The sequence below is a fragment of the Bifidobacterium sp. POST2/T3 (B1) genome (assembly GCF_058197115.1).
Genome location: NZ_JBVPQK010000011.1, coordinates 1 through 23,484, shown reverse-complemented (window position 1 = coordinate 23,484; position 23,484 = coordinate 1). Strand labels below are relative to the sequence as shown.

Genomic DNA, 23,484 nt, shown 5'->3' with positions numbered 1-23,484 from the left:
CACCGGCTGTCCACCATCGAAAATGCGGACCAGATCTTCTACATCGATCACGGGCAGATCGTGGAGCATGGCACCCACCAGGAGCTTCTGGCCAAGAGAGGTGCCTACTACCGGCTGCACGAGTCCCAGTACGCCATGATCCGCACGGCCAACGGCGACCAGGCGCAACCGACACAACCTGGCGATGATGCAGGACAGGGCAGCCAGGTTCGGCAGGATTCGGCCGTCTCTGCGCAATAGCAGGCTGACCTATGCATCGCAATTGGTTCTCTACTAGCAGGATTACATCGTTGTAAAATAAGCGACGACAAGTCAAAAGCCGACAGGTTCGGCAGCCAGGGCAAAGGAGCAGACGTTGAGCAATACGGTTCACAAGGACGCCGAAGGAGCCGACCCCTACGGGTATCTGATGGTGCACTTCATTGAAGACCCCCAGGGGTACGCCGAACGCCTCTACTTTGACCTGTCCCGGGGCGACGACCCTCTGAGCTGGGATCCGCTGTACGGGGGCAGGCCGCTGCTGACCTCGCACCTGGGCACCACCGGCCTGCGGGATCCCTACATGGTGCGTGACCCACGCAACGGCCGGGTCTATGTCATGGCCACCGACCTGCGGGTGTTCGGCGGTGATCAGTCGCAGGGCAGCGGCTGGGATTACTGGTCCCGCCACGGCAGCACCAATCTGATGATCTGGTCCACTGACGATTTGATTCATTGGTCTGGTCCCTGGCCGCTGGATGTGTCCTCGCGGCAGGACGGCAGCAGGGTCCCCTTGGGCATGGCCTGGGCTCCGGAGTGCCTATGGGTGCCCGACTATGAGGGGCCGGGGCAGGGGGCCTTCGTTCTCTACTGGTCATCCAAGCTCTTCGACCAGGATGATCCCGACCATGCCGACCCGTCGGTATATGACCGGGTGCTCTGGGGGTCGACCACCGACTTCACCCAGGAGCACTTCCGTTATGGGGGAGTCCTTATCGATACCGGTCGCAATGCCATTGACACCACCATGGTTCAGCGTCCCCTGCCTGGCGGTGGCCTGCGCACCTACCGGGCCACCAAGGACAACGGCTTTGGTCGGGGCATCTGGCTGGACAGCACCGACGATCCTCGATGGTGGCTGCCACAGGCCCGGTGGACCACCATCCAGGAGCGGATCGGCGCCGCCTGGTGCGCCGACGGCAACCCCTCGGGTGTAGAGGGTCCGGCTCTCTATGCCGACCATGCCCGTAACCGCTGGTACCTGCTGGTAGACGTGATCCCTTCAGTGGGCTACAGGCCCATGGTCAGCGATGATCCGGATGCTGGGTTCGACTACGCCCGGGAGCAGGATTTCCACCTGCGCCCCCATACCAAGCACGGCGGGGTCCTGTCCCTGACCCGGCAGGAATACGAACGTCTGCGCCCTTTGGCGCAACAGAACTGAAACAAAAGGACCAAGAAAGGAGCAAGACATGGACAAGGCCTGGAGACCGCCTATGGGGTGGAACAGCTGGGACAGCTACGGGACCACCGTCACCGAGCAGGAGGTTCTGGACAACGCGCAGATTATGCGCGACAGGCTGCTCCCGGTGGGCTGGGACACGGTCGTCATAGACATCGCCTGGTACGACCCGACCGCCAGGGCCCATGGCTACAACGCCAAGGCGCCACTGGTCCTGGATGACTCTGGTCGGCAGCTGCCCGACCCGGTCCGGTTTCCGTCGGCGGCCGACGGCCAGGGGTTCGCTCCGCTGGCCGCTCGAATCCACGATCTGGGGTTGCGCTTCGGCATCCACGTCATGCGGGGCATCCCCCGGTTGGCGGTTGATCGGAACCTGCCCGTGCTCGGCACCTCCTACACCGCCGCCCAGGTGGCTGATACCGCCCATGTCTGTGCGTGGAATCCCGACAATTACGGTCTGGACCAGTCCCATCCGGGAGCCCAGGCCTGGTATGACGCCCAGGTTGACCAGTTCGCCCGTTGGGGGGTGGATTACCTGAAGGTGGACGACATGCAGGTCCCCTTCATGGATCGTGAGATTGACGCCTACGCCCGGGCCATCCGCAAGGCCGAGCAGGCCCATGGGCATCCCATGACCCTCTCCCTGTCCCCGGGAACCCGGGTGCCCACCACGCATCTTGGCTTCCTGCGGGATCACGCCCAGCTCTGGCGGATTTCGGACGACCTCTGGGATCGTTGGCAGGACCTTTACGCCCAGTTCGCCCGTCTGGCCCGCTGGGCACCTTTGCAGAGCACGGGCCACTGGGCTGATGCGGACATGCTGCCCCTGGGACATATCGGGCTGCGGGCCGAGCGGGGCGGGGACCGGTCAAGCCTCCTGACAGCCGACGAGCAGCGCACCATGTTGACTCTTTGGGCCATGGGGCGCTCGCCGCTGATGGTGGGCGGCGACCTTCCCAGCAGCGATGAGGCCACCCTGTCGCTTCTGGATAACCCGGCCCTGGAGGAGGTCACCGCCGGATCGGCCGACAATGGCGAGATCATCCGGGAGCCGGTCGAGGGCGGGGATGACCAAGGCAAGGAGATCTCAGGCGAGGAAATCGTCTGGAGGGCCCTGGCCAGCGACTGGGCCGACGGAACCCCCTCGGCCCATGCCAGCGGGGTCTATGCGGCCGTCTTCTGGACCGGGAATCGCCCGCGGCAGGTCAGGACGGCCCTGTCCTCCCTGGTGGGCCTGGATAGGGCGGACGGGGCCTGGACCCCGGTCGACCTGTGGCGGGGCCGGACCTCGGAGCCCGCCCAGATCAGCCTGGAAGGACAGGGTGCCGACCGTGAGCTGGTGACTCTTGTGCCTGCACACGGTGTGGTCTGGGTGGCTCTGGATCCCCACTGAGGCTGATCAGCGCTTGGAGCCCCAGATGCAGAGGTTGTTGCCCAGGGCGCTGAAGGTCATGACCATGCGGTGATCCTTGTCCCTGGGCAGCCGAGCGAAGACTCCCTGGTAGGTTACGGTCCCGTCTTCCTCCTTGAGGTCCATGGATAGCCGTCCCTGGTCGTCGACCTGCCAGTGGCCCTGGCGCGCTCCGGTCACCTGGCCGCCGGCCTCCAGACGAATGTCCACGGCCTTGACCACGCCCCGGTATCGGGTGCTGTGAGTGTCGGTCACCTTGCGCGGTCCCTTGAAGAAGATGGTCGGATCATGCTCCACCAGCTCATAGGTGCCGGCCTCGTCCTTGGCGCTGTATGGGCCGTCGGCCTTGGTGCCCAGATACTCATAGGGGGCGGCTACCAGCCACCCGTCTGTTGTGGGCATCAGCTGCCTGACCCGGATCTGATGCTCCTCCTTGCGGTCGGAGAATCTGGTGTGGTAGACCACGTAGTCCCGGCCGTCCTTGTCGTGCAGAGCCGTGTTCCCGCCCTGCGAGACCTCGATGTCGCCCTTCTTGTCCCCGCTCCACTGGTAGGAGCCCATCAGACGGATGCCTGTCTTGCTGGTCCAGTTGTCGGCCTCGCCGCTGGTGGCAATGGCCGGGTTGCCCTGCTGGTCCAGGTAGGGGCCGGTGATGGAGTCCGAGCGGAACATCCGCATTTGGTAGCCTCCGGTCTGCACCAGCTTGCCATAGGAGAGGAAGAGGTACCAGTGGCCGTTGGTGTGCAGCAGTGCCGATCCTTCGCCTGAGTTGCCGAATCCTCCGGCGAGTTTGTGCCCGTAGTAGGCGTCGGACTGGTTGGCCTGGGTGGGATAGGTGGTGGAGTAGTCGCGCAGCCCGGTCTTGGGGTCCAGGCGGATCATCCAGATGCCCCCGAACCAGGAGCCGAAGCTCATCCACAGGCCCCCCTGCCCGTCATCCTTGACACAGGCGTCAATCGCATTGATACCCGTATCCGTGTAGGACTGATAGCGGTCCAGCTTCGGGTCCGAGCCCAGTACCTTGGGAACATCGGTGCTCATGTAATTGGCTCGGGTGAAGCCGGAGTAGACCACCGGTCCCACATAAGTCCAGTCGCCGTCCACCCGGTCGGCAGTCAGCAGGACGATGACCGAACGATGTTCGGCCCCGTTCAGGCTCAGGTACATGCACCACTTCTTCATGGTGGCGTTGTAGTAGACGTCAGGCGCCCACATGTTGCCGGTCACGTCTGGATTGGAGGACTGCTTGGGCCAGTCCTTCCAAATCTTGGCAAAGATCTTCTTGTAATCGCGGCTCAGGTTGTTGGTGAAGGGGGTCCAGTTGACCAGATCCGTGCTGCGGGCATAGGCCCGGTGCGAGCCGAAGACGTAGTAGCTCTTGCCGGAGCGAACCACGGAGGGGTCGTGGACCGAGACACGCTTGGGTTCCTGGCTGGTGGCGGTTTTTGTGCCGCTGGCTGACGGCTGCTGGTTCGAGCAGGCGCCCAGTGCCCCTGTCAGCAGCACCGCCAGACCCGCCGTCAGGGTAGTCAGGGCCTTCATGGCCCGTCCGGTGCGTTTGGGTCTTCTCATGGTTCCTCGCTTTCCGTGAAGACAGCCCGATCGACATCGATGACGACCCGCGGCGCATGACCGGCCTTGTGGCTCGGTTCGGATGAGCGAACAGCCCGGCCTCATCCATGCGGGCATCGGGCGTCGGGGACTGATCTCCATGTATAATTTCTATCGTTAGAAACGATAGTCGTCGGCGTTGAAGCCGGCAAGCCGAACGGAAGGAATCGTCATGGGTGAGGATGCTCTGGACGGTAGACGAGAATCTGGGGATGGAGTTGCACTCATGTGCTACACCCGGCATCCCACTGATCGGCAGGAGGCCAACAACGAGGATGTCGCCCTGAGCATGCACCTGGCCCTGCGTTCGCGGGCGACTGGCCATTGGGAGCCCCTGAACGGCGACTACGGCATCTTCTTCGCTGCGGCTGTGCCCACCAAGGCAGTGCCGGATAGTGCCCGCGGGGCCTGCACGGCCGGGGTTGCCCTACCAGGCGAGGAGGCGCCGCAAGAGGGTGAGCACAACCCTGGACTGGACGCTCACCAGGCATCTCAGGCGGCCCAGGAACTTGCGGTGGTCCCAGGGCAGGATCTGATCCTTAAGAGTCTGATTGACCCCTTCCTGCTGCCGCTGAAGGACGGCACCTTCGTAATTTTGGCCACTAGAGTGGCCAGGGGCGGCCAGCCGGACGGCTCCCAGGCTGACTCCTTCCTAATGGCTCTTTCACCTGATCTGCTGACCTATCGACGGCTGCCGCAGGTCCATATCCTGGGCGCTCATGGTGTCCACCGGCCCAGGGCGCGGCTTCTGGACGATGGACAGGGCTGCCGGCTCTACTGGGACGACGACCTCGGGCGGCTGTGCACGGCCAGGGTGGACGACCCCATACGGATGGGCATGGTGGCCGATATGAAGATCCTGGAGGATGGTGATCCTCTGGCCCAGGGTGACCCCCTGCCCCTGGATCGGCGGCGCGCCTTGGAGGAAGACTGCGGCATGAAGGGCATTCTGGCAGGCAATGTGGTGTTTGTCAGCCTCGATTGCGAGCGTGGCCTGCTGGAACGCTTCGGCCGCATCTACAACACCGGCGTGAAGGTGGATCCGGTTCAGGTGTCCCGAGGTGACGGCCTGGAGTCTGTCCGACAAGCCCAGGCACGGCTCCTCTACAGCGACGGGTCCACCGCCCTGCGCGGGGTAGATTGGGACCAGAGTCAATTAGATTGCCTGGCCAATGATCTGGCCCAGGGTCGTCTTAATTCTGGAGAGACCAGGCTGATCGGCGGACAGGTCCGGCAGACGGCTTATCCGGTCCCCTTCGCCCGGCAGCGGGCCGATCCATCCATTTTCCGCTGGTCCTGGAGGGGTCAGCGCCTGTTCATGTTCATCGCCACCGAGGATGCGGATGGCAACTGTGTCGACCCCTTGAACGGGCACACACACATGCCCCTGCGGGTGGCCGACACCATCGAGGGCCTGAGCGATCAGGCCGGCGGTCATGAAAATGAGGTGGATCTGCTGCGCAGGGGTGATCGCAACAGCGAAGGCCGAGTCATGACCGGCTGTTTCTGGGCTCCGGAGATTCACCTGATCGGCGGCAGGCTCTCCATCCTCTTCATGCCCTGCTTCGATGGTCCGCAGACCAATCCGGATGGGACCGCCAACGATCGAGCCGGAAAGCCGGACATGTGGACGGGCTGCTGCCACATCATGCAGCTGCGCCGCGACGACCAGGGCCGGGATCTGGACCCTCGTCGACCTGAGAATTGGGACAAGCCCCGACCCATCCTGCGTGCAGAAGGCACTCCACTCAACCCCATCCAGCGCATCAGCCTGGACATGACGGTCCTGCACGATACCGGCCGCTGGTATTACGCCTGGCAGCAGCTGGGTTCGGTCTGGATCGCCTCCTTCGACCCGGCCCGCCCCGACCGTCTGACCAGCACGCCGCGCCAGATCATCGTCCCCGAGTTCGCCTGGGATAACATGATTGCCGAGGGGCCCAACGCCGTGGTCCATGACGGTCGGATCTTCCTGATCTATTCCGGTTCCCTGGTGGGCATCGACTACACCACCGGACTGGTGACTGCACCGGCCGGAGTCGGCGCCGATCTATGCGATCCCGGCGTGTGGAAGAAGCTGGACTACCCATTGCAGAAGTCCGGGAAGTACAATGGCCATTGGCAGCTGGGCACCGGCCACGGCATGTGGTCCCAGGACGAGGACGGCACCATGATCTACGTCTTCCATAATGCCGAGCATGACCAGGACCGCTACCTTGGCCGCGACAGTCAGGTACGGCGGGTACATTGGTCTGCTAAGGGGATGCCCGTATTGGATATGCAAACGGATGAGGAGCTCGACCCCACCCGCGCCACGGTAACCTTGGAGGTCAGGGTCTTATGAGTTTAGCCGCTTCCCCCGGCACAGGACGTGGTTCCACCCCGACTATGAAGGACGTGGCCCAGGCTGCAGGAGTGTCGGTCAAGACGGTCTCCAATGTAGTCAATGACTACGAATTTGTCTCCGAGGCCACCAGAGGCAAGGTCAACAAGGCCATAGAGGAGCTGGGCTACCGGGTCAACGTACCGGCCAGAAATCTGCGGCTGGGCTACACGGGGATGATCTCCCTGGCCATACCTGATTTGACCATGCCCTACTTCGCACAGCTCTCCTCCCTGGTTATCGAAGAGGCCAAGAAACTTGGTATGCGGGTGCTGGTAGAGCCCACCCTCTACTCGCGCGAGGGTGAGATTGAGGCCCTGCACGGCTCCCAGCGATCCATGATCGACGGCCTCATCTACAGCCCGCTGGAGCTGGGCATGGACGACCTGGACCAGTTGCGGGTGGACTATCCCCTGGTGGTTGTGGGCGAGCGCATCTTCAGCGATCAATTTGATCATGTCGCGACGGAGAACGTTGAGGGTGCCAAGCACGCCACCGCTTATCTGATCAACACCGGCTGCCGTCGGGTGGCGGTCATCGGCACCCACCCCGGCGAGAAGCTGGGTTCGGCTGCCCTTCGCTTGGAGGGGTACAGACAGGGTCTGGAGGAGGCCGGCCTGGACTATGACCCCCGGCTGGTGGCCCCATCGCGCATGTGGCACCGTATCGACGGGGTCAACGCTATGAACTCTCTGTTGGACCAGGGCATCGTCCCCGACGGGGTGGTGGCCTTGAACGACATGCTGGCGGCAGGGGTTCTGCATTCCATACAAATGCACGGCATGTCGGTGCCGGACGACATCTCGGTCATCGGCTTCGACAATTCAGACGATTCCCAGTATCTGTCGCCTTCGTTGACCAGCATCTCGCCCGGGCTCAAGGCCGTGGCCAGGCTCTCGGTCCGTGTTCTCAAGGACAGGATCAACGGGGTGCAGCCGCTGAACACCAAAGAAAGCCAGCACGTCTTCCGCAAGGTGTCCTCCTCGCTGGTAGTCCGCAATTCAACCCGTGCCCTGCCCGGAAACGAAATCGCCGTCTGATTGTTGATCTTCTTTTCTTTTCCGGGTGTCCCGGGTTCCTTGATTTCTAACGTTGTAATATACTGAAGACGTTCTCGAATGATTTGAGGCGGTATCGGCGGACCATGGAGGCCGGCCGGTCGGAGCGCGGTCGCTCCGATGCCGATATGGAAAGGTGTGAACATGCGTCATCAATCGTCATCAGACGCAGGACGACGGAGCCGGGGAGGAGTTGCAGCGGCGGCCCTCGTGGGCATGATACTGGCGGGCGGCACAGTCGCTTCTCCAGCCTGGGCGGATCAGACCCAAGCGGGCGGCAGCGCCTCAACCGGGATGTCAGCCAGTCAGCCGCAACCCCTGCTCGGCTATGATTTTTCAGCCCTTGCTCCAGGAGCCAAGGAGGCAAAAAATACAGTCTCAGGCTCATCCTTTGGTCCGGCACGCATCATGGACGCCGATGGCCGGCCGGCCGGGGCAGTCAAGACCGACGATGCGCTCTTGTTCGATGGATCCGCCTATGTCAGACTCCCCGATGACATACTGAGCGGACACGCCAGCGCCACGGTGTCCATCCGCGTGCGCAACGATCGGTTCAACGCCTCAGGTCCCTGGACCTACCTCTGGTCGCTAGGGGGGACCGGTCAGCAGGCCGTCGGCTCCTGGACAGCCTCCACCCACACATCCCTGTATGCCTCCATCACTTCCAAGGCCAATGGCGAGGGCGAGACCTATCTGCCGGCATCCAAGAACCTGCCCGACGACCGCTTCTCCACGCTGACGGCCACCATCGACGGCAAGAACAACATGGTTCGCCTCTATATCAACGGTCTGCAGGTGGCTGAGGGCAAAGCCACGGTCAACCCCGCCGCCTTTGGCGACCACCGTCACAACGTAATCGGCCAGTCCCGATATCCCGGCATAGGTGACGCACTCTTCCATGGCGCAGTGCGGTCATTCGCCGTCTATCCGCAGGCCCTGAATGCCGATCAGATCGCTGCCACCCTGCCCTCGGAAGACCTGGTCGATCTGATCGACCAGCAGGCCACATCACTGGCGGTCCCAGCCGCTGTGGACGGTGATTTCAGCCTGCCGGTCTCTACCACTGTCGCCTCAGTGAGCTGGACCTCTTCGGCTCCCGAAACAGTCAGTGTCAATGCAGCCACCGGCAGGGCCCATGTGGTCCCTGGCAAGCGAGATGTCCCCATTACGCTGACGGCCCGGTTGCAAGCAATCAAGGCCTCGAAGTCCTCCTTGGACGCTAAAGCCATCCAGCATGACTACCGTCTTATTGTCAGGGGTACCTCCAAAGACGGTCAGGACGCCTACTCGCGCGTCTCTGTGCATGATCCTTCTGTGGTCAAGGCCGGAGGGCGCTACTACATCTTTGGCTCCCACCGGGCCTGGGCCCGCAGCACCGACCTCAAGCATTGGGAGCCCTTCACCAACAATCTGAGCCGGGATTACCAGCGCATCCTGGATCCCATCTGGAAGGCATGGCCCAAGCAGTCCTCCAATCCGGACGTGACCGGCAACATGTGGGCGCCCGAGGTCTACTACAACGCCACCATGAAGAAGTGGTGCATGTACCTGAGCCTGAACGGGGGAGGGTTCCCCTTCCAGAAGTCGGTCATCGTCCTGCTGACCGCCGACGACATCGAGGGGGACTGGAGCCTGGTGGGCCCGGTGGTCTACTCCGGTTTCCAGAAGTCCAACGTGGCGGCCACCGATGTTCCCAAGGTGCTAGGCCCCAATGCCGATTTGTCGCGCTACGCCAGCCTCACGGATACGGGTATCAATGCGATTGATGCTTGTGTCAAGGATGATGGGCAGGGGGGCCTGTGGATGAGCTTCGGCTCCTGGTTCGGGGGCATCTGGATGATCCGCCTGGATCCCAAGACCGGCCTGCGCGACTACTCCACCACCTATCCCACCCAGGCCAACCAGTCCGACGCCTACTACGGGCACAAACTCGCCGGAGGATTCGGCAACTCAGGCGAAGGCACCGCCCTGGTCCATCAGGGCGACTGGTGGTATCTGATGCTTTCTTACGGCGGACTCGGGCAGACCGGAGGCTACCAGATGCGTGAATTCCGTTCCCGTTCCATCACCGGCCCCTACCTGGATCAGAATGGCAAGCCGGCAGTCTATGGGCGTGCAATGAATGATCTGGATGTCAATCGGGGTCTGCGGATCGACTCCTCCTTCGCCCAGCCCGGACAGGGCCAGGTGCTGACCTCCCAGGGAGGCAACGCACTGTTGATTGACGAAGATCGCGTCTTCAACGTCTACCACACTCGCTTCGTGCGCGCTGACGGCAACCTGGAAGAGCACCAGGTCCGGGTCAAGCAGATGGTGCAGACCCCTGACGGCTGGTTGGTCATGACACCCTTCGAATACCGGGATTCGGTAGGTAGGGTCGCCTCCAGCCAAGTGGTCGGCGACTACCAGGTGGTGGTCCATGACCCGGTCCATTACTATGCGGGTTCTGGCTTGTCCAGCCCGGCCATCTATCGGTCGGTGTCAGTGAGCCTGCTGGCCGGCGGTCGGCTGGGCGGCCAGGTGCAGGGTTCCTGGACGGCGACCGGCGGCGACCTGACCATCAAGGTGGACTCGGCGGATCCGGGCACTTTGTTGCACGGCGTCTATCGGGCCAGGCTGGGCCGACAGCTTGATGAACAAGGCCATCCGGTCGTCTTCTTCTCAGGGCTGGGCGGCGATGTCTTCACCAATGCCGGTGCCGATGTCTCCAAGGCAGCAGGTGCCGCAGCCATCTGGGGTACCCGTGCCCTGGCCGATGCCAAGGCTCAAGAGGAGGCCGATGGTGGCGATGGTCATGTGACTGTTCCTGCCGCAGACTCCACTCCTGCATCAGCAGGTCGGCCCGGCAAGGAAGGCAGGGCTGGTCGTCTGCCCTCGACTGGGTCGGCCTTGTCGGCTCCCGTCGCAGCTGCGTCTGTGGCTCTTGTCTTGGGTCTGGGCGCACTGGTGTTCACTGCCATTCGCAAGGCCCGAGGCTGAACCCGAACGAACCCGCTGCCGAAACCGCCCTCCGACTTTGACTTGATCGCCCAGCGGAGGGCGAGCAGCCCAATAATATTCAACGTTGTATATTGGTCGTACAGACCAGTATCTTCGTCTTCGTGATAGGAACACATGATGAGCGCATACCACAATCCTCTGGTACTCCAGCGGGCCGATCCTTGGGTCATCAGGCACAGGGACCTCTACTATTTCACTGCATCCTACCCGGCCTATGACAGGATCATCCTGCGTGCCGCCGCCAGGCTGAATGACCTGCAGGCCGCACCTGAGCGCACCATCTGGCGCAAGCACGAGTCCGGCCCCATGAGCAGGTACATCTGGGCGCCTGAACTCCACCAGATCAACGGGGCCTGGTACATCTACTTCGCGGCCGCCGAGGAGGACTTCGGTTCTGCCGATCTGCCCACCCACCGCATGTATGTGCTGGAGAATACCAGCGAAGACCCCATGGATGGCGAGTGGACCGAGAAGGGGCAGATCCACACCCCGATCGATTCCTTCTCCCTGGATGCCACCACAACGGTGATCGGGGGCAGTCAGTACCTGATCTGGGCCCAGAAGGATCCGGCCATCACGGGCAATTCCAATCTCTACATCGCCCGCATGGCCAACCCTTGGACGCTGGCCACTGACCCTGTCATGCTCTCCAAGCCCGAATACGACTGGGAATGCATTGATTTCAAGGTCAACGAGGGGCCAGCCGTCCTGCTTCACCAGGGCATGATCTACCTGACCTACTCTGCCTCGGGAACCGGGGTCCCTTACGCAGTGGGCATGTTGACCGCCCGTGAGGATGCCGATCTGCTGGACCCGGCCTCCTGGACCAAGAGCGATCATCCTGTCTTCAAAACGGCAGAGGAGAACCATCAGTATGGCCCCGGCCACAACTGCTTCACAGTCAGCGAGGACGGCAGCCAGGATCTGATTGTCTATCATGCCCGCAACTACACTCAAATCGAAGGGGACCCCCTCTTCGATCCCAACCGGCATGCCAGGGTCGGACTGGTCACTTGGACCGACCACGGCCCGGACTTCGGACAGCCCCTGCCTGACGACCGGTGGACTCCGACAAGCCGTCAGATTCTGCCTCCAGACGGCAGTCATTGAGCGGCATTGCCGGGCCATGCCCGACACGCTTGTACATCGTTGAAGAAGTGAGTAGTATATAATTTGCAACGTTAGAAAGATGTCGGTTTACAAAGGCGTGGGCTACGTTCACGTATCTGGGAGCGTGACCAAGCGATGCAAGCCATTGGACCAGATGGGCAGGACATGGTTGTTCCGGCCGTCATCGGTTCCTTTGTAACCGTTGCTTGATGTCGAAAGGACAGAGACAATGAAGGCAATCAGAAAGGCTGCGGTAGCCGCGATCGCGCTCGCCACGCTCAGCACCGTGGGGCTCTCGGCCTGCGGTTCTGGCAGTGGAGGCAAGGATGCCAAGGGCAAGGACGGCGTCACCAACATCGTCATGTGGCACGGATTCTCCGAGGCCGATGGCAAGACTCTGAAGAAGATCGTCGAGAACTTCAACAAGTCCCAGAAGAAGTACCACATCGACGCCCAGCTGCAGCCCTGGAGCACCATCGGCGAGACCATGGTCACCAAGGTCACCTCGGGCGATGGCCCCGACTTCGTCACCACCGGCGCCGACAATGGCCAGGGCTGGTCCATTGACGGCACCTTCCAGTGCGTGCAGGACTTCTATGACGATCCCTCCAACGAGACCAAGAACTACCTGCCCAACGTGACCAAGCAGACCGAGTTCACCATTGACGGCAAGAAGCAGCAGTGCGCGGTCCCCATGGGCTACGCGCCCACCACTGTCTGGTACAACACCGATATGTGGAAGGCCGCCGGCCTGACCGATCAGGACTATCCCAAGACATGGGACCAGCTCCTGGATGTGGCCAAGAAGCTGACCAAGGGTGACGGTTCCCAGTACGGTATGGCCTTGTCCGACTCCGGATGGGCGGCCTTCATGAAGGGCAACGGCACTGGTCTATACGACACCAAGGGCAAGGTCACTATCAACTCCGAGCAGAACAAGGCCTTCCTGCAGAAGATGCGCGAGTTCTACAAGGGTGGTTACTCCAAGACCGGCATGGATGACACCGCTGCACGCGAGTCCTTCGAGTCCGGCCAGTCGGCCATGGTCATCGTCGGCCCCTGGGAGGATCAGGCAGCCACTGACAAGGGCATCAAGCATGATCTGTTCCCCGTGCCCAACGGAGACGGCACCTATGTCTACCCCGACGGCAGGAAGGGCTCCAACACCGGTTCCACCGGCCTGTATTGGTGGGTCACTTCGCAGGTCAAGGACGAGGCCAAGAAGAAGGGTATCTATGCCTTCTTCAAGTACTACAACAACCATGACAATCAGGTCATGTGGTCTCTGGGGTCCGCCTATCCGCCGAACAACAAGACCGTGACCACCGAAGAGCTCTCCAAGCGCCCCCTGATCGCCAAGGTCTCCGAGAATACGGACAACTCCTACATCGGCATTGCCGGCCTCAAGGGCGGCTTCGGTGATATCTCGGCCACCCTGGATTCGGTGACCCAGAACACCGCCCGCACCGACGATGACATTTCCGCCTCGCTGTCCAAAGCCTCCAACAAGATCCAGAAGTATCTGGACGAGTACAAGGCTGAGGACTGATTGACCATCCGCCCCTGAGGAATCGGTCTGGCGGCCAATAGCGCCGCCGGCCGGTCCCCTCATGGCTGACCGTCGCCTGGGCCCGGCGTCCGGGCGACACTTTGGAGTACCTATGTCCACTACCACTGGGATCCCACCCGCGCAGGGCGCCGACGCGGTCATCAAGGACAACAAGAAAACCCTTTCCAGGCGCAATATTCGAATCGGGTTGAGCTTTATAGCACCGGCCCTGATAGTCCTGTCGGTCTTCGTTTTTTACCCGACCATCAAGACCTTCTTCACCTCGCTGACTACAGACCGCATCAACCGTAAGGGCATCTTTGTCGGTCTGCACAACTACGCCGAGCTTTTCACCAACGCGGACTTCTGGACCGACTTCCGCAACACGGTCATCTACGCGGTCGCCTACGCACCACTGGTGGTCATCGTCGCCCTGGCCTTCGCCCTGTTGCTCAACCGCAAGGACATCAAGGGGGTCGGCTTCTTCCGCACCTGCCTGTTCATGCCCTACATCATTTCGCTGACTGTGGCCTCCATCGCCTGGAGCTTCATCCTCTCGCCCTCCCTGGGTCTTATACCCTACTGGGGCAAGGTGCTCTTCGGCATCCAGCACATGGATCTGCTGGGGACCAAGTCCACGGCCTTGGCCACCATCATCTTCATCACCGTTTGGAAGAACTTCGGCTATTTCATGGTCATCTTCCTGGCCGGTCTACAGGGGATCAACCCGGACCTGTACGAGGCGGCCTCCCTGGATGGGGCCAACGCCTGGCAGCGTTTCCTGCACATCACCCTGCCCGGGCTGATGCCCACCTTCAACTACGTGGTCATCTTCGGACTGATCGGATCCTTCCAGGTCTTCGATCAGGTCTTCATCCTGACCTCCGGAGGCCCCGACCGCGCCACGGAGACCATCGTCTACCGTATCTATACCGAAGCCTTCGGCAACGGCAAGATGGGCTATGCATCGGCCCTGTCCTATGTCCTGCTGATCATGACGCTGATCATCGGCGTTATCCAGCTGGTCTGGAACAACAAGCATGAGAAGGAGGAAATCGGATGAGCCAGTCGACTCCTACCGCAATCGAGCACGATAAGCTGCTCAAGAGGGCCCATGCGCGACACATGGTGGCCAGGGTCCTGACCTACTTCCTGCTGATCCTGATGACGGTAATCATCATCTTCCCGCTGCTGATTGTGCTGATTACCTCCTTCACGCCCAACAAGCTGACCCAGACCTGGCCGCCTAAGGTGATTCCCTCCTCATTCACGCTGGACAACTACACCTCGCTCTTCCAGCGGATGCCCATCGGCAAGCAGCTGATGAACACAGTAATTTTCGCCGGAGCAGTGACGGTCTTCTCGGTCTTCTTCGACTCCCTGGCCGCCTACGGGCTTTCCAGGATCGACTTCAAGGGGCGTGGCTTCCTGCTGGGAATCCTGATCGCCACCATGATGATCCCCGGCATGGCCCTGCTGATCCCGGTCTACAAGCTGCTGGCAAGCATGGGCCTGGTCAACTCCTACTGGGGCATCATCATCCCCAGGCTGGCTGATGTGGGCGGCATCTTCCTGATGCGGCAGTTCTTCATCTCCTTGCCCAAGGATCTGGACAACGCAGCCCGCATTGACGGTGCCGGCGAGTTCCGCATCTTCTGGCAGATCATCCTGCCCAACGCCAAGTCCTCGGTGCTGGTGGTGACCATGTTCAACTTCATGGGCAACTGGAACGATCTGCTCTGGCCCTTGATTATGACCAGCCGCCCGGAGACCAGGACCATCACCGCCGGTCTGGCTATGCTGACCGGGCACGGCTCCTCGGTCACGCCCTATGGCGTGGTCATGGCGGGCGCCCTGATCTCGGCGCTGCCCCTGCTGATTATCTTCTTCTTCATTCAGAAGAGCTTCGTGCAGGGCATCGCTATGACAGGCATTAAGTGACCGACAAAGCCGACATCATCGGCACCAGGTACAGGGCCCGTTGAGGGGTGGGCCGCTGTGCCTGGTGCCCAAGGGGCCGACGGGGGATGACCACCTCCGTCGGCCCCTTGTTCATTCTGGATTTAGACTGGGCTGGTGAGCGTCGCGGATGGGGAGGTCAGGCATGGATGAGCGTCAGGGCGATCGGTATGGGCTTAGCTCCGACCAAAAGGATGCCCTGGGGGTTCTGGCATCGGCGGATCCCCACGCCGGACAGTCCAAATGGACCATCTTCAGGCAATTGCCGCCGGCCAAGCGCTGGCCCTACTTCGCCCAGCACTTCCTTCCTGGTGTTCTGGCCGCTGGTCTGGTACTGGCCCTGCTGATCGGCTTGGTCGTCACCAGACTGACCAGGCCGCCGGACCCGCTTATTTCAGTTCAGGGCTTCAACATGAGCGCCTATGAGGAGGGATTCGATCGCCTCAAACAGGGATTTATGCGCGACCAGGGAATCAAGGATGGTCGGCTGGTCGATATGGAGGCGACCTTGACGCTCAATGGTCAGGGCTACGACGATTCGGCCAAGGCCCTGACCCGGGTCACTGCAGGCCAGATCAACATGGTGATCGCCCCCGCGGGCCTCTTTCCGACTCTGTGCAAACGCGGGCTGGTGGCTAAGCCCTCGCAGGGGTTGAAGGGCGGCGACCTTCGGCGGTTGGCCAGCCAAGGCGTGCTGGTGGATTCCAAGGGCCGGCAGGTATCGAACCCGTCCCATGCCATGGGTCTGGATCTCTCCCGATCATCGCGCTGGAAACAGGTGCCCGGTCTGCCCAAGCATGCCATCCTGGGGCTGAGCAACATAGCCGACACCGTATCCTACGTCCGGGCCTTCGTTGACTATATGGATTTCGACTGAGTCTCCGGGTCCCTTTGAACCGTGTTTGTGGCATGGATTCCCAGGGTGGATTCCCGCTCCAGCAGATGGTAGCCCACAATCACTCTGCGAGGGGTTCGGTCCGAATCCTCCTGGCCCGTCTGCTGACCGACATGATCCAGCATCATGGAGACGGCCATCCGCGCCATCTCAGTGAAATCCACTGCCACGGTGGTCAGGGTGGGGACGGAGTAGGCTCCCGGTTCAATTCCGTCGAAGCCGGTGACCGCGACATCCTGTGGCACCCGCACTCCGCATTCAGCCAAGCCGCGGATGACCCCAAGGGCCAGGGCGTCATTCATGCAGCAGAGGGCATCGTAGGGCATGCCTTGGCGGACCAGGGCGTGGGCCGTCCGCCGTCCGGCCGGGGTGGACCAGTCACAGGCGACCAGGGCCTGGGAGGTATCCATGCCCAGGTCCTGCATGGTGTCCAGAGCCTGCCGGTAGCGGTTCCGCCGCAAGGTCACGCTCAGGGCATGGCTGGCGCTCAGGGCTCCCTGATGGCCGCCCACCACGCCGATTCTCCGGCGCCCGCAGGCATGCAGATGGCGTATGGCGGCGGTCATCCCGTCCCTGCTGGGAGTCTCGATGGAGTCGTAGCAGGCCTGGTTCTGCACGCTCATATCGTCGAAGAGCAGGACCGAAAGCCCGTTGGCCACCTGCTGGATTTCCCGGGCGCTGTTGTGAGTGGAGCAGACGAAGAGCCCATCGCACATGGAGGAGCGTAGCTCCTGAATCTGGCGGAGTTCCTTGGCCTTGTCATACTGGCTGACCTGGATGATCAGCTTCAGGTTCCTGGCGAAGAGCCGGTTGGACAGGGAATTGGCCAGCCTGGCGTAGTAGCCGTTTTCCAAGTCCGGCACAATCAAGGTAAAGATGCCTGACCTGCCCGAGCGCAGGGCACGGGCGGATACGTTGGTGGAGTAGTGGAGTCGCTGGGCCTGTCTGATGACCTTGCGGCGTGTAAGCGGTTTGACGATGTCCATGCCGCGAAGGGCCGCCGAGGCTGTCGATGGGGATACGCCTGCGGCATCCGCCACATCCTTGAGTGTTACCACCGCTTCGCCTCCTTGCGAGTTGACCAGGAACCGACGGGTCAAGTCTGGTCCCATAGGTCGACCCGCCTATCGAATCGTTGCAATAATTCTATGTCCATCACCTGCCGAACGCGCCCACAACAGCGATGATTTGACAAGGAGGCAGCGAGAAATGCATAATCAAATCGTTACGATTCCTATGGGATGACGACAGGTTTCACCCTCTGCAAGTATGCAAAGACGTATGCGTAGGCAAAGCAGCCGGGGTCCTGTAGACCCGATCCGCTTGCCAGGCCTTTCAAGGGCCGGGAATGGAGAAGGAGACTGATGATGACAACCAAGGCAACCATGATGAAGGGCCTGGCCGCGCTGTCGGCACTGGCCATGGCGGGCACTCTCGCCGCCTGTGGCGGGGGGGGGGGGTCCTCCACCGATGACAAGGGACGGCCCATAGTCAAGATTCTGGTGGTGAAAAACTCCAACGAAACCAAGATGGCCGACATGACCTGGGCCAAGGAGCTGGCCGCCGACTGCGACTGCTCCATCCAGTGGCACGAAGTCAGCGATGACGCCTGGGGGCAGCAGAAGAATGCCTCGCTGGCTGCTGGCGAGATCGACGATCTGAACATCAGGGCTTTCAATCCGGACGATGCCGTCCGCAATCCTTCAGCCTTCGAGACCTTGGGAGATGACCTGGACAAGCTCCCCAATGTCAAACGCTTCTTCAAGGAGCAGCCCACAGCCCGCAAGTTCGTCACTGTAGACGGGAAGGTCCGTGTCCTGCCATCCAGCCGCACCAAGGGGTTCCTGGCCTCGGGGCAGCATCTGATGATCAACCGCGTCTGGCTGGAGAAGCTGGGGCTCAAGGCCCCCACCACCTGGGACGAGATGCGTGCAGTCATGGAGGCCTTCAAAACCCGCGATCCCAACGGCAACGGCAAGGCCGACGAGATCGCCTTCAACCCGCGGGAACTGGTCACCGGAAAGATCGGGGACTGGTGGAGCCCCTTCCTGATGATGAATTCGACCGGCATCGTCACCCATTTCAACTCCGGACCCTCGCAGCAGGGGATCTATCTTCGCGACGGCAAGGTCGGCAACTGGATGCAGACCGACCAGTTCCGTCAGGTCATCGCCTTCTACCGTGAGATGGTCGAGAAGGGATGGGCCCCCTCTGACTGGGTCACAGCCAAGGACGACAAGTACAACGCCCGCAACCAATCTGACGGGCAGACCGCCAAGGTAGGCATGGTCTTCGGCTGGGACGACTCTGCCTTCGGATCCTACGGGTCGGCCATGGCCCAGCAGTATGAGAGCATCCCCGTGCCTGCGGCTGACGGGGTCTCCGCCGACAAGGTGGTCTGGGACGGTTCACGCGAGGCCAACCGCTTCGAGGACTACCACATGGCCATGTCCGCCAATGCGACCAACAAGGATGCCGCGTTGAAGGTCATCAACCTGCTTTATTCCGAAAAGTACTCCGTCCAGCAGCTCTACGGCTCCTTGACCGATAAGTACCTTGAGAAGACCGGCCCGCACGCCTACCGGGTCACCGACAAGTTCCACCAGGCCCAGGACGCGGCCAAGATTCCGGCCCTGGAAGACCGGCTGGCCGGCTGGATTCCTGATGCGGTCACCGTTGAGGGCGACCGGGGCATGGATCATGTGGCTGCCGTGGACAAGGCCTATGAGGAGCAGTATAAGCACTACGACCACGAGCGGGACATGATGCCTATTTATGTGCGTATCAGCGAGGCGGATCAGAACACCGTGGCCAACAACAACACCGCCCTGTTCAACTACGCCGTGCCCGTGGTCTCCAACTGGCTGGCCAAGGGGGGCGTCCAGGATGATGCCGCCTGGAAGGACTTCCAGAGCAATCTGAAGAAGTATCAGATCGAAAAGAACACCGCGATCTGGCAGAAGGCCTACGACAAGGCCATCAAGATCAAATAAGCCGATTGGCGCGGATAGGGGTCCGGCGGTCGGTTCTGCAGGATGGCCGGTCGCCGGCTCCTCTGGCAAGGAGGTTGAAGGTGCGTACGGACAAGGAAACGATTGAGCGCGGTAGCGACGCGCAGGTGGTGGATAACGACAAGGTCCGGAAAACCTGGCCTCTGCGTAGGCGGCTGGCTTGGCATTTCCGACGATACTGGCAGCTCTGGCTCATGGCCCTGCCGGCCCTGGGCTTCACCCTGCTCTTCGCCTACGTGCCCATGTACGGCATCCAGCTGGCCTTCAGGGACTTTGTTCCCGCCAAGGGGCTGACCGGTGGCCGATGGGTGGGGCTGCAGTACTTCAGGCAGTTCTTCCAGTCGCCCCTCTTCGCCTCCACCATGATTAACACCTTCAAGATCAGCCTGGGGACGCTGGTGCTGGGATTCATCACCCCTATCATTCTGGCCCTGCTGATCAACCAGATCGGTTCGCAGCGGATCAAGGGATTCGCCCAGACCATCACCTACATGCCCCATTTCATCTCCACCGTGGTCATCGTGGCCATGCTCAACATCTTCCTGACGCCCAATACTGGGCTGATCGGTCGCTTCCTGGGCAAGGACAACGTCCTGGACAGCCCCGGTGCCGTGGCGCCCATCTACTGGATCAGCGAGGTCTGGCAGCACTGCGGATGGAACGCCATCATCTATCTGGCGGCCCTGAGCTCGGTGGACCTGTCCCTTTACGAGGCTGCCAAGATGGACGGGGCAGGCCGGCTGCAGCTGATCAGGTATGTGGACCTGCCCACCATCATGCCCACTTGCGTAGTCCTGCTGATCATGAACATGGGCTCGGTCCTGTCCGTGGGCTTCGAAAAGGTCTGGCTGATGCAGAACGCCATGAACCTGCCGGGTTCCGAGGTCATATCCACCTATACCTTCAAGATCGGCATCCAATCCTTCCAATTCAGCTACGGAACGGCCATAGGCCTGTTCAACACGGTCATCAACTTCATCTTCCTGGTCGCGGCCAACTGGATATCCAAGCGGGTCACCGACACCAGCATCTTCTGATTGTGCAGGATAAGGAGCGTCATCATGACTAGCGGCAACGTCGCGCAACCGGCACCCAAGGCGGACCCTGGGGCCATCCCATGGAACAAGCACACCAGACAGCAGCTGAAGCCGGGGGATATGGCCGTCGATATCGTCATCGCCCTGCTCCTGGCCGTCATTCTTCTGGCGGTCATCTACCCGCTCTGGTTCATCGTGGTCGCATCCCTGTCCGACCAGGGGGCGGTCTCCTCGGGGCGGGTCACGCTCTGGCCCGTGGGCTTCACGCTGGCCGGCTACCAGAGGGTTTTCCAGGATGCCCGCATCTGGACCGGCTATGGAAATACGGTCCTGTACGCCGTCTTGGGCACGGCTCTGAACCTGGTGGTCACCATGCCTGCGGCCTTCGCCCTGTCACGCCTGGAGTTCAAGCCCCGCAGGGTGCTGCTCTTCCTGTTCACCTTCACCATGTACTTCGCCGGCGGGCTCATCCCCAACTACCTGCTCTACAAGCAACTGGGCCTGCTCAACAGCATGTGGGTCTTCATCCTGCCTGGCGCCCTGAGCGTCTGGAACCTGATCATCGCCCGTTCGTTCTTTGAGACCTCCATACCCGAGGACCTGCATGATGCGGCGCGGATCGACGGACTGGGCTACTTCGGCTACTTCATGAAGATCGTCATCCCCCTAAGCTCGGCCATCATCGCCGTCATCGGCCTCTACTACTTCGTGGGCCACTGGAACGACTACTTTACCGGTCTGATCTACATTCGCCAGGAGGCCAAGGAGCCTCTGCAGAACGTCCTCCAGTCCATTCTGCTGGCCAACCAGACCAACCAGATGGGCAGCGGCAACGGCGGCCAGAACGTCCTGCAGCAGCAACAGCTGGCTGACCAGATCAAGTATGGCGTCATCATCGTATCCACCCTGCCCCTGCTGATCATCTACCCCTTCCTGCAAAAATACTTCAACAAGGGGGTCATGATCGGCGCGGTCAAGGGATGAGACCATGAGCCTCATACCGGGTGTGCAGCTGGTCAGGCGGGCGGATGGGTCTGTGGCCCAGTTGCACGCTCTGGGCATGCTGAAGGATGGCGGCCGCTGGCTGGCCTATGGCGAGATCAAGACCGGGGGCAGCCGGTTCGGGGGAATCTGCTGCTATGCCACCGAGGACTTCGTCCACTGGCACGACCTGGGCTGCGCTCTGCCAGTGGGGGCGCCGGGCGGGATGACCTCTCCGGAGCGGATTGTGGAGCGCCCCCGGGTCCTGCGCTGTCCGGCCAACGGTCTCTATGTCATGTACCTGCATGTGGACGGCGAGGGGGGTTACCGTTACGCCCATGTGGGCACAGCCGTCAGCGAACGGCCCGAGGGACCCTTCCAGCCTCTTTCAACTATGCGGTTTGGCATGAATGCCAGCCGTGACATCTTCGCCTTTCAGGACTGGGATGGCAGCGGGTATCTGGTCTCCGAGGACCGGGATCAGGGAACACACATCTACCGGCTCTCAAGGGACTACCTGTCTCTGGTGGAGGATCTGGTCTGTCTGCGTGGACAGGACGGCCGCTTCGGCTATGAATCCCCCATCCTCCTGCACCGGGGCGACTGGTACTACTGGTTTGGTTCGCAGTTGACCGGCTGGGATTGCAATGACAACATGGTATCTGTTTCGCGGGACCTGCGTGGGCCATGGAGCCCGTGGAAGCCTGTGGCGCCTCTGGGGACGCAGACCTACCAGTCGCAGTGCGACGCCATCGTGCCCCTTTCAGAGGATCCGGCCCTGCCCTGCCTGTACATCGGAGATCGGTGGCGGCCGGATCATCTGGGCGAATCCCCGCTGGTAACCCTGCCCATATTGATCGACGAGGGTTGCGTTCGTCTGCTCTGGCGGGAACAATGGAATCCAGAAAAGGGGTGGCGATGAAGCGCTTCGCAGTGGGATACGAGTTCCTATGCCGAATCATCATGATGATATTCGTGGTCCATGTGGCCTTCCTGGCCCACACTCTGCTTGGACTTGTCCTGGTTGGATTCTTCCCCTCCATGGCGGCCACCTGCACCACGTACCGGACCTGGCTGCTGGACCTGAAAGACCGCTCATGGACGGTCAAGCAGACCTGGAGGACCTTCCACCGGGCCTGGCGCTCAGAGCTGGCTGCGGCCAACCGCTTCGGATGGCCCCAGTTCCTGGTCTGGGCACTCCTGATCTGGGAGTACTGGCTGACCATGACCAATGACATGGGCACCCTGACACCGGTGGTCTCCGGCCTGCTCCTCCTGCTCAACCTGCTGTACGGGCTCTTCGTCCTTCTCAGCTGGCCGGTGCGGTCCAACTTCGACGAGGGCCCCCTCTGGGCGGCCCGGACAGCCCTGTCCATGGTGGTGGGGCGTCCCCTATGCTCGCTGATGGTCTTGGTCCTGCTTATGATCACAGGCTGGGCCTACTACACCTGGCCGGGTCTGGCCATGACCTTCGGTCTGGCCGTGCCGCTCTTTGCAGACATGGCCGCCGTTTATTCCTGGGGGCGGCTGCCGGGCATGGACGTCCATGTGCTCGAACCTGCCAAGAAGCGGGTCAGCGGGTCAGGGTCCGCTTCAAAATCCGATACTCGCTCTCGGTGATGGGCATAATGGATCCGTGGCGCTTGGTCAGTCGGCCGAAGTCCATGTCGTTGACCAAGGTCCAGTCCTGTTGCCGCCTGGATGACAAATCAGCCGAGCGGAAGGGCAGATAGCCCCGGCCCTCGATGAACTGGTCGCAGATCAGGCCGAAGGGCATGGCCCTGCCGTCGGGTCCGGCAGCATCGGCATCGTTGTAGAGGAAGAGCTCGGGGCCCTCCAGATAACGCGAGGAGTAGCGCCCTTGGCCGAAGATGTCGGTCAGATTGGATAGGTAGGACCAGGCCTGGTCGTCGTCCGTGCGCACCAGCTCATGGGTGACCGCATAGGGGTTGCGCGTGCGCTCCAGGGTGATCTGGTCATCCTTGGAGGCCCGGTACCACCAGCCGTCGGGCGCCTTGAGCATGGTTGTGTCGATGAT

18 protein-coding genes and 1 pseudogene are annotated in these 23,484 nt (G+C 61.6%); 16 read left to right on the top strand and 3 right to left on the bottom strand.

From position 1 onward, the window contains the following. The 3 genes and pseudogenes from AC0AP0_RS01325 to AC0AP0_RS01315 form a co-directional block, all read left to right on the top strand. Window positions 1-240, top strand: a pseudogene (locus AC0AP0_RS01325) (ABC transporter ATP-binding protein); the annotation flags it as partial. A 115-nt stretch (window positions 241-355) separates the two neighbouring features. After that, window positions 356-1,423 carry a glycoside hydrolase family 43 protein gene (locus AC0AP0_RS01320; RefSeq protein ID WP_490429018.1) on the top strand — a complete coding sequence of 356 codons (1,068 nt, stop codon included), beginning with the start codon at window positions 356-358 and terminating at the stop codon, window positions 1,421-1,423. Between the two features lie 52 nt (window positions 1,424-1,475). Then, complete coding sequence (locus tag AC0AP0_RS01315) at window positions 1,476-2,834, top strand: glycoside hydrolase family 27 protein (RefSeq protein WP_490429022.1); 1,359 nt, start codon at window positions 1,476-1,478, stop codon at window positions 2,832-2,834. A gap of 6 nt (window positions 2,835-2,840) precedes the next feature. On the opposite strand, the gene AC0AP0_RS01310 is transcribed toward AC0AP0_RS01315, so the two are convergent. Continuing rightward, window positions 2,841-4,424: a glycoside hydrolase family 43 protein gene (locus AC0AP0_RS01310; RefSeq protein ID WP_490429017.1), complete on the bottom strand. Its 1,584-nt coding sequence runs from the start codon at window positions 4,422-4,424 to the stop codon at window positions 2,841-2,843. 211 nt (window positions 4,425-4,635) lie between these two features. Between AC0AP0_RS01310 and AC0AP0_RS01305 the strand changes: the two genes are divergently transcribed. From AC0AP0_RS01305 to AC0AP0_RS01270, 8 genes are all read left to right on the top strand, one after another. Then, on the top strand, window positions 4,636-6,807 hold the full coding sequence (locus AC0AP0_RS01305; protein WP_490429016.1) for a family 43 glycosylhydrolase: 2,172 nt from the start codon (window positions 4,636-4,638) through the stop codon (window positions 6,805-6,807). Next, window positions 6,804-7,886, top strand: a complete 1,083-nt coding sequence (locus AC0AP0_RS01300) for a LacI family DNA-binding transcriptional regulator (RefSeq protein ID WP_046322303.1) — start codon at window positions 6,804-6,806, stop codon at window positions 7,884-7,886. The genes AC0AP0_RS01305 and AC0AP0_RS01300 overlap by 4 nt, the downstream gene beginning before the upstream one ends. A gap of 162 nt (window positions 7,887-8,048) precedes the next feature. Next, on the top strand, window positions 8,049-10,883 hold the full coding sequence (locus tag AC0AP0_RS01295; protein WP_490429015.1) for a family 43 glycosylhydrolase: 2,835 nt from the start codon (window positions 8,049-8,051) through the stop codon (window positions 10,881-10,883). A 138-nt stretch (window positions 10,884-11,021) separates the two neighbouring features. Next, a complete protein-coding gene (locus AC0AP0_RS01290) occupies window positions 11,022-12,014 on the top strand; it encodes a glycoside hydrolase family 43 protein (RefSeq protein WP_490429021.1) in 993 nt (330 codons plus the stop codon). A gap of 229 nt (window positions 12,015-12,243) precedes the next feature. After that, window positions 12,244-13,563, top strand: a complete 1,320-nt coding sequence (locus tag AC0AP0_RS01285; RefSeq protein WP_046322308.1) for an ABC transporter substrate-binding protein — start codon at window positions 12,244-12,246, stop codon at window positions 13,561-13,563. 112 nt (window positions 13,564-13,675) lie between these two features. After that, window positions 13,676-14,626, top strand: a complete 951-nt coding sequence (locus tag AC0AP0_RS01280) for a carbohydrate ABC transporter permease (protein WP_046322309.1) — start codon at window positions 13,676-13,678, stop codon at window positions 14,624-14,626. After that, entirely contained in the window at window positions 14,623-15,504 is an 882-nt protein-coding gene (locus tag AC0AP0_RS01275; protein WP_052733238.1) for a carbohydrate ABC transporter permease, read from the top strand. The genes AC0AP0_RS01280 and AC0AP0_RS01275 overlap by 4 nt, the downstream gene beginning before the upstream one ends. Before the next feature lie 163 nt (window positions 15,505-15,667). Beyond that, window positions 15,668-16,399: a hypothetical protein gene (locus AC0AP0_RS01270; protein WP_490429012.1), complete on the top strand. Its 732-nt coding sequence runs from the start codon at window positions 15,668-15,670 to the stop codon at window positions 16,397-16,399. Here AC0AP0_RS01270 and AC0AP0_RS01265 read toward each other — a convergent pair. Beyond that, window positions 16,381-17,529, bottom strand: coding sequence for a LacI family DNA-binding transcriptional regulator (locus AC0AP0_RS01265; RefSeq protein WP_490429010.1), 1,149 nt, complete (start codon window positions 17,527-17,529; stop codon window positions 16,381-16,383). The genes AC0AP0_RS01270 and AC0AP0_RS01265 overlap by 19 nt on opposite strands. 252 nt (window positions 17,530-17,781) lie before the next feature. On the opposite strand from AC0AP0_RS01265, the gene AC0AP0_RS01260 reads away from it, so the two are divergent. From AC0AP0_RS01260 to AC0AP0_RS01240, 5 genes are all read left to right on the top strand, one after another. Next, window positions 17,782-19,410 carry a type 2 periplasmic-binding domain-containing protein gene (locus tag AC0AP0_RS01260; protein WP_490429008.1) on the top strand — a complete coding sequence of 543 codons (1,629 nt, stop codon included), beginning with the start codon at window positions 17,782-17,784 and terminating at the stop codon, window positions 19,408-19,410. Between the two features lie 125 nt (window positions 19,411-19,535). Further along, complete coding sequence (locus tag AC0AP0_RS01255; protein ID WP_233439353.1) at window positions 19,536-20,465, top strand: ABC transporter permease; 930 nt, start codon at window positions 19,536-19,538, stop codon at window positions 20,463-20,465. 24 nt (window positions 20,466-20,489) lie between these two features. After that, on the top strand, window positions 20,490-21,449 hold the full coding sequence (locus AC0AP0_RS01250; RefSeq protein WP_144178213.1) for a carbohydrate ABC transporter permease: 960 nt from the start codon (window positions 20,490-20,492) through the stop codon (window positions 21,447-21,449). Window positions 21,450-21,453: 4 nt separating this feature from the next. Then, complete coding sequence (locus tag AC0AP0_RS01245; protein ID WP_490429006.1) at window positions 21,454-22,368, top strand: family 43 glycosylhydrolase; 915 nt, start codon at window positions 21,454-21,456, stop codon at window positions 22,366-22,368. Next, complete coding sequence (locus AC0AP0_RS01240) at window positions 22,365-23,066, top strand: YesL family protein (protein ID WP_490429004.1); 702 nt, start codon at window positions 22,365-22,367, stop codon at window positions 23,064-23,066. The genes AC0AP0_RS01245 and AC0AP0_RS01240 overlap by 4 nt, the downstream gene beginning before the upstream one ends. On the opposite strand, the gene AC0AP0_RS01235 is transcribed toward AC0AP0_RS01240, so the two are convergent. Next, window positions 23,020-23,484 (bottom strand): glycoside hydrolase family protein (locus tag AC0AP0_RS01235; RefSeq protein ID WP_490429001.1); only part of this gene is annotated, 465 nt, incomplete at its 5' end. The two genes, AC0AP0_RS01240 and AC0AP0_RS01235, sit on opposite strands and share 47 nt — an antisense overlap.